Annotated in this window: 16 protein-coding genes; 8 read left to right on the forward strand and 8 right to left on the reverse strand. The window is 47.0% G+C overall.

Annotated features, from left to right (window positions below):
* Positions 1–107: 107 nt before the first annotated feature.
* From hisIE to hisG, 8 genes are read right to left on the reverse strand one after another with little or no spacing between them, the layout of a single operon-like run.
* The gene (gene hisIE / locus IEW88_RS04235) at positions 108–740 is read right to left on the reverse strand and encodes a bifunctional phosphoribosyl-AMP cyclohydrolase/phosphoribosyl-ATP diphosphatase HisIE (protein WP_053425505.1); all 633 of its coding nucleotides are present in this window, start codon (positions 738–740) and stop codon (positions 108–110) included.
* Complete coding sequence (gene hisF / locus IEW88_RS04240; RefSeq protein WP_147904919.1) at positions 737–1,510, reverse strand: imidazole glycerol phosphate synthase subunit HisF; 774 nt, start codon at positions 1,508–1,510, stop codon at positions 737–739. The genes hisIE and hisF overlap by 4 nt, the downstream gene beginning before the upstream one ends.
* Complete coding sequence (gene hisA / locus IEW88_RS04245; RefSeq protein ID WP_147904918.1) at positions 1,492–2,229, reverse strand: 1-(5-phosphoribosyl)-5-[(5-phosphoribosylamino)methylideneamino]imidazole-4-carboxamide isomerase; 738 nt, start codon at positions 2,227–2,229, stop codon at positions 1,492–1,494. Before hisA ends, hisF begins: the two co-directional genes overlap by 19 nt.
* 36 nt (positions 2,230–2,265) lie before the next feature.
* Positions 2,266–2,868 carry an imidazole glycerol phosphate synthase subunit HisH gene (gene hisH, locus IEW88_RS04250; protein WP_147904917.1) on the reverse strand — a complete coding sequence of 201 codons (603 nt, stop codon included), beginning with the start codon at positions 2,866–2,868 and terminating at the stop codon, positions 2,266–2,268.
* Complete coding sequence (gene hisB / locus IEW88_RS04255; protein ID WP_147904916.1) at positions 2,868–3,938, reverse strand: bifunctional histidinol-phosphatase/imidazoleglycerol-phosphate dehydratase HisB; 1,071 nt, start codon at positions 3,936–3,938, stop codon at positions 2,868–2,870. The genes hisH and hisB overlap by 1 nt, the downstream gene beginning before the upstream one ends.
* On the reverse strand, positions 3,935–5,017 hold the full coding sequence (gene hisC, locus IEW88_RS04260; protein WP_147904915.1) for a histidinol-phosphate transaminase: 1,083 nt from the start codon (positions 5,015–5,017) through the stop codon (positions 3,935–3,937). The genes hisB and hisC overlap by 4 nt, the downstream gene beginning before the upstream one ends.
* A complete protein-coding gene (gene hisD / locus IEW88_RS04265; protein ID WP_147904914.1) occupies positions 5,014–6,357 on the reverse strand; it encodes a histidinol dehydrogenase in 1,344 nt (447 codons plus the stop codon). Before hisD ends, hisC begins: the two co-directional genes overlap by 4 nt.
* A gap of 3 nt (positions 6,358–6,360) precedes the next feature.
* Positions 6,361–7,263, reverse strand: coding sequence for an ATP phosphoribosyltransferase (gene hisG, locus IEW88_RS04270; RefSeq protein WP_147904913.1), 903 nt, complete (start codon positions 7,261–7,263; stop codon positions 6,361–6,363).
* 448 nt (positions 7,264–7,711) lie between these two features.
* Here hisG and IEW88_RS04275 point away from each other — a divergent pair, with 448 nt between their 5' ends.
* The 8 genes from IEW88_RS04275 to IEW88_RS04310 all read left to right on the forward strand — a co-directional run bounded on the left by IEW88_RS04275 (position 7,712) and on the right by IEW88_RS04310 (position 16,252).
* Positions 7,712–7,972 (forward strand): hypothetical protein, encoded by a 261-nt coding sequence (locus tag IEW88_RS04275; protein WP_053425513.1) that lies wholly within the window; start codon positions 7,712–7,714, stop codon positions 7,970–7,972.
* A gap of 89 nt (positions 7,973–8,061) precedes the next feature.
* Positions 8,062–9,981, forward strand: coding sequence for a DNA repair helicase YoaA (gene yoaA / locus IEW88_RS04280; protein ID WP_147904912.1), 1,920 nt, complete (start codon positions 8,062–8,064; stop codon positions 9,979–9,981).
* A 27-nt stretch (positions 9,982–10,008) separates the two neighbouring features.
* Complete coding sequence (tsaB, locus tag IEW88_RS04285; protein ID WP_147904911.1) at positions 10,009–10,731, forward strand: tRNA (adenosine(37)-N6)-threonylcarbamoyltransferase complex dimerization subunit type 1 TsaB; 723 nt, start codon at positions 10,009–10,011, stop codon at positions 10,729–10,731.
* A 66-nt stretch (positions 10,732–10,797) separates the two neighbouring features.
* Entirely contained in the window at positions 10,798–11,103 is a 306-nt protein-coding gene (locus IEW88_RS04290; protein WP_053425516.1) for a hypothetical protein, read from the forward strand.
* 90 nt (positions 11,104–11,193) lie between these two features.
* Positions 11,194–11,937, forward strand: coding sequence for an SDR family NAD(P)-dependent oxidoreductase (locus tag IEW88_RS04295; protein ID WP_053425574.1), 744 nt, complete (start codon positions 11,194–11,196; stop codon positions 11,935–11,937).
* Positions 11,934–12,413, forward strand: coding sequence for a DUF2878 domain-containing protein (locus IEW88_RS04300; RefSeq protein ID WP_147904910.1), 480 nt, complete (start codon positions 11,934–11,936; stop codon positions 12,411–12,413). Before IEW88_RS04295 ends, IEW88_RS04300 begins: the two co-directional genes overlap by 4 nt.
* A complete protein-coding gene (locus tag IEW88_RS04305) occupies positions 12,406–12,909 on the forward strand; it encodes a chalcone isomerase family protein (protein WP_147904909.1) in 504 nt (167 codons plus the stop codon). The genes IEW88_RS04300 and IEW88_RS04305 overlap by 8 nt, the downstream gene beginning before the upstream one ends.
* 529 nt (positions 12,910–13,438) lie before the next feature.
* Positions 13,439–16,252 (forward strand): TonB-dependent receptor, encoded by a 2,814-nt coding sequence (locus IEW88_RS04310; RefSeq protein ID WP_147904908.1) that lies wholly within the window; start codon positions 13,439–13,441, stop codon positions 16,250–16,252.
* Positions 16,253–16,335: the final 83 nt, after the last annotated feature.

Below are 16,335 nucleotides of genomic sequence, written 5' to 3' on the forward strand. Positions count from 1 at the left end.
TGATTTACAAAAAAGTCGGGGAGGAGAGTGGATCTATTGTCTTGCGAATAACGCAGGTCAGAGCAGCAAATAACGCCGATAACCTGCTTGTAAGAAAAAGTGGTAGCTTAGTTTTTGTTCTGATGCCGTTGTCGCAATACCTCAAGTACATCATGAAGCGCCAAATCCTGGCTTTTCAGCAATACCAATAGGTGATAAATCAAATCTGCAGCTTCGTTTTTTAGCTCTTCACGATCGCCTACTGTGGCTGCCAAAGCGGTTTCCACACCTTCTTCACCGACTTTTTGCGCGATGCGTTTGACGCCTTTGGCAAATAAAGAGGCGGTGTAGCTGGAGCTTGGATCTGCGCCGAAGCGGCTGTGGATCACTTGTTCTAACTGGTCCAAAAAGGCTAAGTCGGGCTGATTGGCATCGCTTTCATGCCAGCAACTTTCGGTACCGACATGGCAGGTCGGGCCAATTGGTAGTGCTAAAGCCAGAATACTGTCCTGGTCGCAATCGGCGGCCATGCTTTGCAATTTCAGCGTGTGGCCTGAGCTTTCGCCTTTGGTCCATAAGCGGTTTTTACTACGGCTGAAAAAGGTAACATCACCGGTTTCCAGACTTTTTTGCAGCGCTTCTTTGTTAGCAAAACCCTGCATCAACACTTTGCCGGAGCGGGCGTGCTGGACTATGACCGGCAATAAGCCATCGCCTTTGCTGAAATCCAGCTGGTCCAGATTGGTTAGATTTAATTTCATGGCCTGATCTCCAGCTTACGTTCTAATAAAAAGGTTTTTAGCTCTGGGATTGGAATAATGCCTTTGTGAAACACTGAAGCGGCCAAAGCGCCGTCTACATCGGCTTGTTCAAATACATCGGCAAAGTGCTGCATAGCTCCTGCGCCACCACTGGCAATCAGCGGCACTTTGCAGGCATTTCGCATCAGTTGCAGTTGTGTGAGGTCATACCCCTGACGCACACCATCCTGATTCATACAGTTCAGTACTATTTCACCAGCGCCAAGCTCCTGCACCCGCTTTAACCAGTCCAGCGTTTGCCAGCGGGTTTTCTGAGTGCGGCTTTCATCACCTGTGAACTGATAGACCTGATATTGGCCTGTTTCTTTATCAAAAAAACTGTCGATACCTATCACCACACATTGCTGACCGAAACTGTGTTCCAGCTCGCTAATCAGTTCAGGTCGCGCCAGGGCAGGGCTATTGACAGAGATTTTATCTGCACCCATTTCCAGAATAAGGCCAGCATCAGCCACAGATTTAATACCACCGGCGACACAAAACGGAATGTCGATGACTTCAGCAATACGGCGTACCCAGCTTTTATCCACCACACGGCCATCGCTTGAGGCGGTGATATCGTAAAACACCAGCTCGTCGGCGCCTTGTTCGGCGTAGGCTTTAGCCAGCGGCACTATATCGCCAATGATTTCATGGTTACGAAACTGCACGCCTTTGACCACCTTGCCATCGCGCACATCTAAACAAGGAATTATGCGTCTTGCCAGCATTGCATTGCCTCCTCTGCAGTAAACTTACCTTCCAGCAAGGCCCGGCCTAAAATCACCCCTGCTACGCCTGTGGGTTTTAAGGCTTTGATATCAGCTAAAGAGCCCACACCACCCGAGGCTTGCCACTGAATTTGTGGGTACTTTTGTACCAGCTCGGCGTACAGCGCCACATTTGGCCCCTGCAAAGTACCGTCTTTACTGATGTCGGTGCAAAGCACATGTTTGGCACCTGCTGCAATAAAACCATCCAGCACTTGTTCAAGGGTAATAGTCGACTCTTCAATCCAGCCGTGGCTTGGCAGAGTTTTATCGCCTTTGGCATTAATAGAGACATCAAGCGCCAACACTATTTTGTCGCCGCCATAACTGCGTAACCAGCCTTGCACTGTCTCTGGCTCACGAATAGCGACACTACCTACGACTACGCGGCTGGCGCCAGCTGCTAATAACTGTTCTACATCAGCTGCGGTGCGCACACCACCACCCACTTGTACTGGCAGAGGTGCATTTTTCATTAAGCTGGTTAATAGCTCAAGTTGACGATCCGCGGCGTTTTTTGCTCCTGTTAAATCCACCAGATGCAAAATACCTGCGCCAGCTTTGGCGTATAAGTCGCGCAGCTGCAATGGAGTTTGCTGATATTCAGTGGTTTTATCGTAGCTGCCCTGATAGAGCCGCACTGTTTTACCTTGTATTAAATCTATAGCTGGAATAATCACGTTCAATCCTGTAACGGCAAGGCCGGATGAGAAAAATTAACCACTAAAAGCCAAAAAATTCTGTAATAAACGCGCGCCGACAGCACCTGAACGTTCAGGGTGAAACTGTGCGCCCAGCTTATTGCCTTTGCCTATCACAGCGGCAAAATCACTGCCGTAGTTGCAGCGGGCTAGCGTAGTATCAGACGGCGCTACTGCAAAACTATGGACAAAATATACATAGTCTTTTTCGCCTATGCCTTTAAGTAGCGGGTGATTTTGCGCACTCTGTTCCACCTGCAACGTATTCCAGCCCATATGAGGCAAACGTAGATCATCGACTTGCATGCGTTTGACCTGGCCTGGTATTAAACCTAAACAGTCGACATCACCTTCTTCGCTGCGGTCTGTTAAAAGCTGCATACCTAAGCAGATACCCAATAACGGCTGTTCTGCTTGCTGCAAGGTGGTGATTAAATCGCGTTCACGTAAATTCGCCATCGCCTGACGGGCAGCGCCTACTCCGGGCACCAATAAACGGCTGGCCTTTTTAATCACGCCTAAATCACGGCTGACTTTAGCATCCACACCCAGGCGCTGAAAGGCACAATAGACAGAGCTGATATTGGCGCAGCCAGTATCTACAATCACCAAAGACATTAAAGCACTCCTTTACTGCTTGGCAGGGCTTCGCCTGATACTTTAATCGCCTGACCCAATGCACGGCCAAAGGCTTTAAATAAACCTTCCACCATATGGTGTTTATTGCCCGGGCTGACCGATAAGTGCAGCGTCATCAGCATGGCATCACTTAAAGATCGGAAGAAGTGATGTACCATTTCCAGGTTCATAGTACCAACAGCACCCTGGCCTAAATCGGCATCAAACTTCAGCAGTGGACGGCCGGATAAATCCAGCACACATTCAGCGCGGCATTCATCCATTGGCAAGACAAAACCAAAGCGGGTAATGCCTTTTTTATTGCCTAGCGCTTGTTTGAGTGCCTGACCTAACGCCAGCGCTGTATCTTCCACACTGTGGTGATCGTCGATGTGCAAGTCGCCTTTGACTTTTAACTGCAGGCTAAAACCACCGTGGGTGGCGATTTGATCCAGCATATGGTCAAAAAAGCCAACGCCGGTTTCAATCACATTGCCACCTTGCTGGTCTAAATCGACATTCACCTGAATATCAGTTTCGCGGGTCACACGATTGACGCTGCCTTTACGGCCTTTGCTTAACAGCTGTTTAGTGATTTCTTTCCAGCCTAAGGTTTCGCGGTCGTAACGGAACGAAGGCAAGCCCATATTTTCCGCCAGTTGCACGTCGGTTAACCGATCGCCAATGACAAAAGAGTTGGTGAAATCCACTTTGCCTTGCTGCAGATAGTCTTTCACTAAACCCAGCTTCGGCTTACGGCAGCTGCAGTTGTCTTTATCAAAGTGCGGGCAAATCAGAATATCGTCAAAACGAATGCCCTGAGAATTGAGCAACTGCATCATTTTTTCCTGCGGCGCATCAAAGCTATCACGCGGGAAACTGCTGGTGCCCAGGCCATCCTGATTGGTCACCATCACTAAGGAGTAACCCGCGGCCTGTAATTTCAGTAATGAAGGCACCAGATCCGGCTCGTAGGATAGTTTTTCCAATGAATCCAGTTGTTTATCTACAGGAGGCTCTTCCACCATAGTGCCGTCACGGTCGATAAATAAAATAGCTTTGGCACTCATAAAGACTCCTGTTTTTGTAAAGAAGAATAAGACGACATAATCTGCTGTAACTGCGCCATTTCAGCTGGCGAGCCAATGGAGACCCGCACCACCTGGCCTAAACCCAGTTGACTGGATTGGTTACGAATAAGCACCCCTTGCTCTGCTATAAAGCTAACCAGCGCCGCGGCATCAGGTACAGACAGCAACACATAGTTGGCCTTGGACGGATACACACGGCTGACATAAGCTAAAGTTTTGGCAAAAGTACTAAAGCTTTCGCGTAAGCTATTAATTTGCTCAACCGTCGCACGCATTTTTTGCTGGCCCTGGCTTGATAACGCCTGCACTGCAATTTCAGCCACAGGGGCTGGCACAGGGTAGGGCGCAATCATCTGGCGAAGTGCCGCAATCACAGAAGGCTCTGCCAAAGTAAAACCACAGCGCAGGCCTGCCAAAGCAAAAGCTTTGGATAAAGTACGCAGCACCACTAAGTTATTGTACTGGCTTAATAAACCAGCCACTGAAGCTTCAGGGGCAAATTCAATATAAGCTTCATCAACCACTACCAAAGCTTTGTCTTTATAAAACTCCAGCACCTCGATAATTTGCTCGCGAGGTATTAAATCCCCTGTTGGGTTATTTGGACTACAAATAAACACCAGTTTTACATTGGCTTTTTGCGCAAATAAGGTTGGCAGATCCAAAGTTAAATCTTGGGTTAAAGGTACTATATTGACATCCACCAGCTGACTTTCGGCGCTGATTTTATACATGCCATAAGTCGGCGGGCAAATGCTGATGGCATCTTGGCCTGGTTCACAGAAACTACGAATAAGAAGCTCAATGCCTTCATCAGCGCCACGGCTGGTCAGCACCTGATTGCTTTCCACGCCTGCGTAAGATGCATAAGCGCTGATCAGCTCTTTTGGCTGACAATCCGGGTATCTGTTGTACTGGCCTGACAGTGTATAGTCTGTTGCCATCGAGTTTTCGTTGGCATTCAGCCAAACTGAGCCGCCACTCATGCTCAAACGGGCTGAAGCATAAGGCACCAGTTGTTGCACTTTTTGCCGGGCTAAACTGCTGATACGGCTCATGATGGATTTCCCTCTGAAATTTGTGCTGCAAGTTCTAACTCTGCTAATCGGAACGACACCGCATTGGCGTGCGCATCTAATCCTTCGGCTTTGGCCAATTTGACAATAGTTGGGCCTAAATCGCGCATGCCAGCTGCTGTTAAAGTCTGCACTGTGTAACGACGATAAAAGTCGGCCAAACTTAAACTGCTGTGATTACGGCTGTAGCCATAAGTGGGCAATACGTGGTTAGTACCACTGGCATAATCACCAGCTGATTCCGGCGTATAAGGACCAACAAAAATACTGGCGGCGTTGGTCAGCTTGTTAAGCAAGCCTTGGTCGTCAGAAGTTTGAATAATTAAGTGTTCAGGCGCGTATTGATTGCTCACTTGTGCCGCTGTGGCTAAATCCGGCGTTAAAATCAGTCTGCTGTTAGCAAGAGCTTTTTGAGCAATTTCAGCGCGCGGTAATAAAGTGGTCTGACGTTTTAGCTCACTGATGGTATTGACCAGCAAAGCTTCGCTTGGGCTGACCAACACCACTTGGGAATCCGGGCCATGTTCGGCCTGAGATAATAAATCTGCCGCTACAAAGACCGGATTGGCGTTATCATCGGCAATCACCAGCACTTCAGAAGGGCCGGCAGGCATATCAATAGCAGCGCCACGTGCATCCTGGCTGACTTGCTGTTTGGCTTCAGTAACAAAACGGTTACCAGGGCCAAAAATCTTATCCACTTTGCCAATGGTTTCGGTGCCATAGGCCAAAGCCGCCACGGCCTGAGCTCCACCTAAGGTGTAAATCTCCGTGATGCCACACAGTGATGCGGCATACACAATTTCAGCGGCAATATCACCAGCTGAAGGCTGACCAGGAGGTGTGACTAACACCACACGGCGACACCCAGCCAGTTGAGCTGGCACTCCCAGCATCAGTACAGTCGATGGCAAAGGCGCACTGCCACCGGGCACATACAAACCGACCTGATCCAAGGCGCTGTAATTCAGTTCACAAACTACACCTGGCTGAGTTTCAATGCGGATGTTTTGCGGCAACTGAGCCGCGTGAAAGCTGTGGATATTGCGATATGCAATCTGAATAGCAGTTTTTAGCTCATCGGATAATCCCGCTATTAAGCTTTGTTGCAGCTGATCAGCCAAGCGCAAAGGGTTGCTTTGCAGCTTGTCGAATTCACGGCTAAAACGTTGTAAAGCGGCATCGCCTTCAGTGCGCACAGCACGGATAATGTCCTTCACTGTCTGTTTTAAACTGTCGGATTCCTGCTGCAGCGGGCGCTCTAATAGAGCCTGCTGCGCAGTTTTATCCAGTTGTTGCCAGTTACTGATCTGAAACTGCATCTTTTACTCCATCATCTTTTCAATGGGTAATACGAGAATAGAGCTGGCTCCTAAGCCTTTGAGTTGCTCCATGGTTTCCCAGAACAACGTCTCGCTGCTGACCACATGCAAAGCCACTAAATCCTCATTGCCCGCCAGTGGCAATAACGTTGGATTTTCGGCACCTGGCAGCAGAGCTATCACCTCCTGCAAGCGAGCTCGTGGCGCGTGCAACATAATGTATTTGCTTTCATTGGCTTGCATCACACCCTGAATACGTGGCATTAGCTTTTTGATCAGTTTCAGTTGTTTTTCATCGGCTAAATCGCGGCGCTGAATAAGCACAGCTTTGGAGCGGTAAATCACTTCCACTTCTTTTAAGCCATTGGCTTCTAAAGTCGCACCAGTGGAGACTAAATCACAGATTGCATCGGCTAACCCAGCACGCGGCGCCACTTCAACTGAGCCTTTTAAGTTGACGATACGGCAATTGACGCCGTTTTGTTTTAAATAGCGATTCAGTAAACGTGGGTAGGTGGTCGCAATGGTGCGGCCTTCTAAATCTTTAACAGACTTATAATCTTCTTCCTGTGGTACTGCGATGGATAAGCGGCAGCCACCAAAATCTAAACGGGCCAGCACAGTGTAATCGTAGGTTTCGTTATCCAACTGGCGCTGTAAGGACACTTCTTCCAGCACGTTTTCGCCAACAAAACCTAAATCACAAACACCGTCCATCACCAGGCCAGGGATGTCATCATCCCGCACCCGCAGTAAGTCGATATCCATGTTTTCGACATGGGCAATCAGGCGTTGTTCGCGTAAGTTGATTTTTAAACCGCAGCTGGTTAAAAGTGCCTGAGAGTCTTGCGACAGGCGACCTGACTTCTGAATGGCGATACGTAATCTGTTGGTTGTAACTGTCATAATGTAAGTACCTTTTAAAATCGTAAAACAAAAACCCCGGGATTTTAGCCCCGGGGTTCAGTTGGAATTGGTTTACACTTTCTCCACCGTAGGCTAGTTATGACCTAGCCTGCAATGTCAACAAAGACCGGCTAGTCGGATAAATGATGGTGATGATGCCAGTGAATGTTGATAATCATGAAAGTAACTCCTCGTTAAGATGTATACAAGCTAGCGGCTTTTTATCGTTCAGGCAACAGAATTTTTTGTTTCAACTGTATTTCGTTTTGAGGCTGATTTTTGCTATCTGTTTGTTTTTATTTGTTTATATGGTTTTTTTTGTTGTTTTTTATAGTCTGAACTGAATAAGTTATAAAAAAATAACTCTAAAGAGGAGATTGAAAAACAATCAGGTTGTATAGATAAAGTTATTTGTGTTACTGCCGATAACAGAGCAAAGGAGGGGTTTATGGACGCTTTATTTCCCTATTTGTATAGAACACCAGGCACGCCAGCTGAACAGTCTGGACCTATGATCGCGCCTGTGTACAAAGATGCCAAGATCAGTGCTTATGAAAAAGAGGAAAAGCGTTTCCTGATTTTACTGAAAGATCAGCCAAAGAAACGCCAGGACAGGCGTCGTCGTGACGACTATCCACCTGCGCCTCAGACCACTCCTGAGGAAGAGCAGCGTGTGGATGACGAAGGACATTTAGATATTTTTATCTAGCCAAGGCATAATAGCGCAAATTCTTGCCGGGCCTTGTTTATGTTGTTGTCTGTTCTTCTCCCCATCAACTCTGTGTTCTTTTACTGCTTATGTTAAAAAAAGTGCAGCAGGCTTTTGCCGAACAAGGAGCTTTATCTAAAGCTATCGAAGGTTTTAAAGCCCGTGAGCCACAAAAGCTGATGGCGGCTTCTGTGACCAAATCCATTGAAAACGGCAACGCGTTATTAGTGGAAGCGGGCACAGGTACTGGCAAGACTTACGCTTATTTAGTACCTGCTTTGTTATCCGGCAAAAAAGTGATTTTATCCACTGGTACCAAGAACCTGCAGGAGCAGCTGTATTTCCGCGATTTACCTACAGTATTAAAAGCTCTGGCTTTGCCGGTCGATACTTCTTTATTAAAAGGCCGTTCCAACTATTTATGTTTATTCCGTTTAGATCAGCATTACCAGCATGTGCCAACCGCAGATGCGGCTGTGATCAATGATTTAAGCCTGATCAAAAAGTGGTCCAACGAAACTCAAAGCGGCGATATAGGCGAGCTGACTTATATAGCCGAAGACTCCAAGGCTTTGCCACTTGTCACCAGTACAGCAGACAACTGCCTGGGTAAAGACTGCCCATCCTATGAAGACTGCTATTTGCTGCGTGCCCGCAAAAAGGCGATGCAGGCTGATTTAGTGGTGGTGAATCACCATTTGTTTTTTGCCGATATGGCGCTGAAAGACACGGGTTTTGGTGAGTTGTTACCGAATATGGATGTGGTGATCTTTGATGAAGCCCACCAAATTCCGGATATCGCCAGTGAGTATTTTGGCGAAACCTTATCCAGCCGTACTTTGCTGGAGCTCTGTAAAGAGCTGGAGCTGATTTGTAAAACTGAATTACGTGATCATCCGCAATTGAGTAAAACAGCAGACAAGCTGGCAACTTTAGTGCGGGACTGGCGGTTACTTTGGTCGGATGAACCTGAACGCGGCAACTGGCGTGACAGCAGTAAAAGACCTGATGTGCAAGTGGCGCTGACCCGTGTCTCTGAAGCCATGGGTATGTTGTATCAGGTGCTTAAAGGCAGCTTGGGTCGCAACGAAGTGGTGGATCACTGTTTTGAGCGGCTGGCTTTGGCTAAAACTCAGCTGGAAAAACTACAGGATGTCAGCAAAACTGGTGTGAGTTTTTGGTATGAAACCACCAGACAGCATATCAGCTTGCATTTAACGCCTTTAAGCATTGCCGATAAATTCCGCGAGCTGGTGTTTGCCGAAAAACGCAGCTGGATTTTTACTTCAGCAACCTTGTCGGTGGATCAGGGGTTTGCCCACTATATTGAACAAATGGGCTTGCAGCAGGCAGATACTCTGCTACTCGACAGCCCTTTTGATTACGAACAACAAGCCATGTTGCTGGTGCCGCGTTATTTACCTGAACCCAATGATGCCCGTATGGGCAAAGCGCTGCTAAAATTGGCGGTGCCTTTAATTGAAGCCAATCAGGGCCGCTGCTTTTTCCTCTTTACCAGCCACAGAATGCTGCAGTGGATGGCCAACGAACTGCCACAGCATTTGTCTTTGCCTGTGCTGGTGCAAGGGACAACCAGTAAACGCTTATTGCTGGAACAGTTTGTTGAAACCAAACATGCTGTGCTGCTTGGCACCGGCAGTTTCTGGGAAGGTGTGGATGTGCGCGGAGACACCCTAAGCTGCGTTATTATCGACAAGCTGCCTTTTGCATCGCCTGATGATCCTTTATTACAAGCTCGTAATGAAGATTGTCAGATGAAGGGCCTCGACCCATTTGCTTTAGTGCAATTGCCACAAGCAGTGATCACCTTAAAGCAGGGCGTTGGGCGTTTAATCCGTGACGTGTCAGACCGTGGTGTGCTGGTGATTTGTGATAACAGATTAGTGACCCGGCCTTATGGTTCAGTATTTTTAAAAAGCCTACCGCCAATGCGCCGTAGCCGGGATCTGGGCGCTGCGATAAAGTTTTTAGAAGATTTACCCAAATAAAATGAATTGTAGAAAAGGAGCCACCTGTTGAAATTACTGGCATTAGATACCTCAACCGAAGCTTGTTCAGTGGCTTTAACTGTTGATGGCAAAATTTGGACTTTGGATGAAGTTTGTCCGCAGCAACACAGTAAACGTATTTTGCCTATGGTGCAGCAGTTGTTGTCTGAAGCGGGCTTAACCCTGCAACAACTGGATGGTCTGGTGTTTGGCAAAGGCCCTGGTAGTTTTACCGGTGTGCGTATTGGTGTGGGTGTATGTCAGGGTTTGGCTTTTGGCGCTGAAATTCCGGTTTATGGTGTATCAACCCTGGCTGCTATGGCACAAGCTGCATACAGACTGCATCAGGCTCATCAGGTGGTGGCTGCTATAGATGCACGCATGAATGAAGTTTATCTGGCCAGTTTTCAGTTAGATGAGCTGGGGCTGATGCAAGCGTTAAGCACTGAAGTCGCGGCTAAACCAATTGATTTATCTGGTCCTGTGTTAAAAGGTCATATTTGTGCTGTGGGAACTGGCTGGAAAACTTATGCGCAGCAACTGGAAGACTGGCATAAAACTGGCAACAGCGGATCCGAGGATCTGGCGCAAGTTCATCATAGCCCTGTGATTCTGTATCCTTCAGCGCAGGATATGTTGAGTCTGGCGGCAACTCCGTTCCGGCAGGGGCAGTTTATTGCCGCCGAACTGGCAGAACCGACTTATGTGAGGGACGAAGTGACCTGGCAAAAGCTCCCTAACAGATCATAAAAGTGACTTGGCGAATTTTTTTGCTAAGTTATACTGGCAGCAAATAAAGGCGAACTTTGAGCAGTTATGACAATAGCCGTCAGTCGTGATGTACCCAAAAGCCCCAGTGTCGGGCTGGTATTTCAGGGCAATAAAACTAAAGCCGTTGAGGCTGAACAGCAAAGTAAAACCATACTGGTACCTTCAGGTTCCGGTGTGCGTGCTGATGCTCAGGTTTTGTCTATGCTGGATCAGCAGGAAGCCCAAAAACGTACCACCTACGATCAACCCAAGCAGCGTAACCAGCAGGCCTTAAACGCTTACGAAATGCTGGCTAATCAGGAAAAACGCGACAAAATACAACAGATGTTTAGTCTGGATTTATACGCTTAGGTCGCCTCAAGCAACGCTGTTTTTTAAAGCTGGGATCCACCTGACGAGAATACACGTATAAACCGTACTATTAGTTTTGAGTGTATGTTTATGTCCCGTTACTGTTTAATCACTGGTGCAAGTTCAGGTTTAGGTCGTGAGCTTGCCATTCAATACGCCGAACAAGGCTGGCAAGTGATCGCCGTTGCACGTTCCGTCAACGCGCTGAATGAACTACACAACCAATACAAAAACATCCATGCTTTTCCTTTGGATTTGACCAATACAGAACTATTCTCTGCCGCTGTCGTGCAGTTGAGTCAACAGATCCCTGCGTTGGATCTGGTTATTCTCAATGCTGGCAGCTGTGATTATGTCGATGTGACCCAGCTGCCTTTGGATATTTTTGACCGCACTATGGCGCTGAACTTTCAAGCTCAGGTTGCTGCAGTGAAATTGTTATTACCTCTGCTACAAAAATCAGCAGACGCAACCCTGGCTATCGTCAGCAGTCTGGCTCACTTGTTCCCTTTTACCAAAGCTCAGGCTTATGGTGCCAGCAAAGCCGCTTTAAGTTATTTCGCCGACAGCTTGCGAGTTGATTTGACAGGCAGTGGTGTAGGTGTTTGTTTGATTGAACCCGGTTTTGTCGACACTCCTTTGACTCAGAAAAATGATTTTAAGATGCCTTTTTTGCTACAGGTCGAAGATGCAGCAGGGCGGATCCGTCGCGGACTTGATGCACAGCAACAAAGGATACGTTTTCCAAAACGTTTGGTGTGGAGCCTGCATCTGCTGAATTGTTTGCCCTATTCGTTGCGTTGCAAAGTCGCTGCCGGGATGCGTCAGTCATGACTAAGATGAATTGGCCCGTACTGATTGGCTTCAAACTGAGCTGGTTTGCCCTTGTCTTGTTGCAAAATATGCTGCTTATTCCGGTATTACTTTTTGTATTCTGGGCCTTGTGGCGTTGTAACAGGGCTGAACGTTTGGCGTGGTTGGCTCTGGCTGCGGTGGGCATAGCTCTGGATTCGGTGTTGCAATACAACGGTGTATTAAGTTTCACTTCTTCTGAGTGGCTCCCCTTGTGGATGCTGGCATTGTGGTTGGTGTTCAGTTTAGTGGTGGTGCAGGTATTTTCAGCGTATCTACAAAATTACTGGCTGGCGGCACTTATTGCGGCTGTGTCTGGTCCAATGGCATATCTGGGCGGCGCAGCATTAAGTGGTCAGATGCAGGTGAGCAACACCACAGAAGCTTATATAGCATTAGCTTTATGTTGGGGCTGCTTTGGTGTGTTAGCAGGATGGAGCAGACGATTTTATGCGTAACATTTTAGTGATCTTAGCTTTTGCCTGGAGCTTTAGTTCCCAGGCTATGCCAGATAATATCAAGCTCGTTGGGCAAGGCCAGTTTAGTTATTTATTCTGGGACTTGTATCAGGCTCAACTGTACACCGCAGATGGTCAATGGAGTAACTACCAGCAAAGTGCACCGCTGGTGTTGAAGCTCACTTATCAGCGTGATATCAGTAAAGCTGATTTTATTGAAGCGACAGTGGATCAATGGAAACATCTGCAGGGTAAGGTGTCTACTCAGCATCAGGAGTGGGCCAAACAATTGGATCAGCTTTGGACAGATGTCAAAAAAGGCGACCAGTTGAGTTGTGTTTTATTAGCTGATGGTACAGTGCAGTTTTACTTCAATGATAAGCTACTTGGCGATGTAACAGACCCTGCTTTCGGTCCGGCATTTTTAGATATCTGGCTGTCGGAGAAAACATCTGCGCCAAAGCTGAGAAAACAATTGCTTAAAACTTCAGCATAAAAAGTGAGGCGCGACTTGGGGTGATGCTGGCTTTCTGTACTGCATCCAAACAAAATCTGCGCTTCCTGTTCCTTCTGACTGTATTTCTAATTTAGTTTGTCGTGTTTTTCATCTCATTTACTTTCAATTTTGTTACAAAACAAAAGCGGCTCCGCATTTGTTTATTTATTCATCTTTCCTCAAAAGGCCGTAAATAAGGCTGATTTCATTATTTTTGTTAATAAACAGCTAGATAGCTCGATTGCGCCGTTTTTGGTTGTTTAATTCTAGTACAGCTATGTTGTTTATTTTGTGTTCGCTTTCATATGTTGTTGATTCTTATCATTAATTTAACACCTGTGTTATTTGCGGCAGATGCCAATTAACGTGACTATTTAAGCCTCAAAAGCGGTTGACCCCGACAAAAAATTACCTTTATTATCCGCCGCCGTTTTGGGTTGTCCCAATGCAGGCGTGTTGTAACTTCAATCGGCGCCCATGTCGATTGCCGTAAAAATAAAGCCACTACTCGGTGGTCCAGGGAGACAAAATGTTTGTAAGTAGTAAGTTGTCAAAAGCTGTAAGTTTGGCTGTTGCTTTTGGCGCTGTATCAGGCGTCACTTTTTCTGGTTCAGTACATGCTCAGGAAACTGATAATGTTGAACGTATTCAGGTTACTGGTTCAAGTATCAAACGTACTGACATTGAAGGTGCTTTGCCGGTTCAGGTTCTTGACCGTGCTGCTATCGACCGTTCAGGTCTGGCAACTGCTGGTGACTTAATCCAGTCTATTCCTTCTATGCAGGGTTTCACTACTGATGGTGATTCTGTAGGTGGCGGCGGTGGTGGTATTAAAACTGCTTCTTTACGTGGTTTAGGTTCTGACTACACTCTGGTTCTGATCAACGGTCGCCGTATGGCACCACGTGGCTCAGGTTCTACCATTGACCTGAACTCTATCCCATTAGCAGCTATTGAGCGTGTTGAAGTACTGACGGACGGCGCATCTGCTTTGTACGGTTCTGACGCTATCGCTGGTGTAGTTAACTTCATCACTAAGGATGACGCCCAGGGTGTGAACCTTTCTGCTCGTTACAACAAGCCACAAGAGAAGAATGGTACCAGCGATAACTTCTCTATCACTGGCGGTTTAGGCGATTTTGATGCAGATGGTTACAACGTGCTGGTGTCTTACAGCCGTGATTCACAGGAACAGTTAAAAGCGACTGACCGTGAGTTTTCCAAGACAGGTATTATCCCGTTCAATTTAAATAACAAACAATATTACTACGTTGCAGGCTCGCCAAATGCCATCCCTGCTAACGCTCGTTATGTATACACTGGCGCTGATGGTAAACCGGTTAACTCAGCTGTATTTAACCCTTACGCGAACCAAAATGGTGGCTGTGCTACTGATAACTTTGAAGCTTCAGGCTTATGTCAGTTTGACTACACTACGACAGTAGAAATTCTGCCAGAAAGTGAGCGTGATTCTTTAATGCTGGGCGCGGACGTTGCGCTGACTGATGACGTGAAGCTTTTTGCTGATGTAATGTACTCTGATTTCTCTCAGACTACCCGTATCGCTCCTAACGCAACAGGTTTCTTCCCATTAGCTGCAGATTCTGCCTTAGCACAGCAATACGTGATGCCTTATGTTGATCCTGCTCACCTGGGTTCAGTTACGTCTGTACAGGCACAATGGCGTGCATTACCTCTGGGTGGCCGTGCTACAGAGTGGAACACTAAATCAACGCATATCGTGACTGGTGTTGAAGGTGTGTTTGACACTATCGACTACTCAGCTGCTTTCACTTACTCAAAGAACGATACTGACGAAAACATTGCTGGTGGTTACCCGATCTTTGATAAATTCATGACAGCTGTAAGTTCTGGCTTAGTCAACGTCTTTGATACTCCGGATAAAATCAGTGCTGAAGGTCTGCAGGCTCTGCAAGATTCTCAGTACTATGGCAACTGGAGCAACGATACCACTGAAGTAAAAGGCGTTGATATCAAAGCCTCTACTCCAGTGTATGAATTGCCTGCCGGTGATGTTTATATTGGTACAGGTGTTGAATTCCGTAACACTCACTATGTCAGCTCATTGTCTGATGCAAACAAACAGGATCTGCTGTTAGGTGCAAACATCGGTTCAGAGTATGACTTAAGCCGTGACAACTACGGTGGTTTTGTTGAAGTGATAGTTCCGGCTCTTGAGAATCTGGAACTGACTGGTGCTGTGCGTTATGACAACATTGGTGAAGTGACCTCTGACTTCGTGTACAGCGAAGATGGTATCGCAGGTCCAGGCAGCTACAAAGTCAACGATTCAATGAACGACACGACTTATAAGTTGGCATTACGTTACAACGTGACTGATGATTTATTAGTACGTGCGTCAACAGGTACTGGTTTCAAAGCACCTTCTATGTTGGATTTAGGCCAGCCTAAAGTTGAATTCGGTGTGACAAGCAGCCCGTACTCTTGCCCATTTGCTGGTACTTCAGACCCGCTGGCTGCAGTATGTAGCCCGTCTCCACAACAGTTTGAAGCTTTCAGTCAGGGTAACCCGAACTTAAAACCAGAAGAGTCTGAACAGTACACTTTAGGTTTTGTTTATGCGCCTGATAACAACTTCAGCTTCAGCATGGATTACTGGAACATTGAGCTGACCAACCTGGTGACTTCTGTGACTGAGTCTCAGATCGTCAACAACCCGGGACGTTACCGTGATCTGTTCACTACCAAGACCAACAAGGCAACAGGTCAGGAAGAACTGGCTATCATTTTCGCCAGCGTCAACGTAGGTCAGTCTATCAACAAAGGTATTGACTGGGACTTAACTGTAGGTAATGACTTATCTTTTGGTCGTTTAACTACGACGCTTGCTGGTACTTATGTATTAGATAGCAAATATACCCGTCCTGGTACTACGGATGACTGGATCAGCAGCTTAGGTCGTTTTGGTGATGACAATGAAGTTGTATTCAGAACTTTAGCTAAGTTCAGCAACACCTTAACGCACGGTGATTTCACTCACAGTGCAATCCTGAACTACCGCAGTGGTTATGAAGATCAGGCTCAATATGCCGCTTCACGCACAGTGCGTTTAGGTTCAGTAACAGGAGCCGGTGCAGACGTTCAACTGAGCGTGCCGTCTTACGCTACTATTAACTACCAGACCAAGTACCAGGCGATGGAAGCTCTGGGCGTAACTTTTGGTATTAATAACTTAGCTGACCGTGCTCCTCCGCTGTCATTACGTACTGGCGGTGCTGGTCACCAGGTTGGTTTCGACCCACGTTACACTGACGTATACGGTCGTACTTTCTACTTAGGCCTGGACTACAAGTTCATGTAATCTGAAAAGCTAAGGGCGTTTCTGTACTAAGCAGAAGCTTCCCTTGAGCAAATAAAAAACCCCACTGCATGCAGTGGGGTTTG

This window comes from Rheinheimera tangshanensis (assembly GCF_014645135.1).
GTDB lineage: Bacteria > Pseudomonadota > Gammaproteobacteria > Enterobacterales > Alteromonadaceae > Pararheinheimera > Pararheinheimera tangshanensis.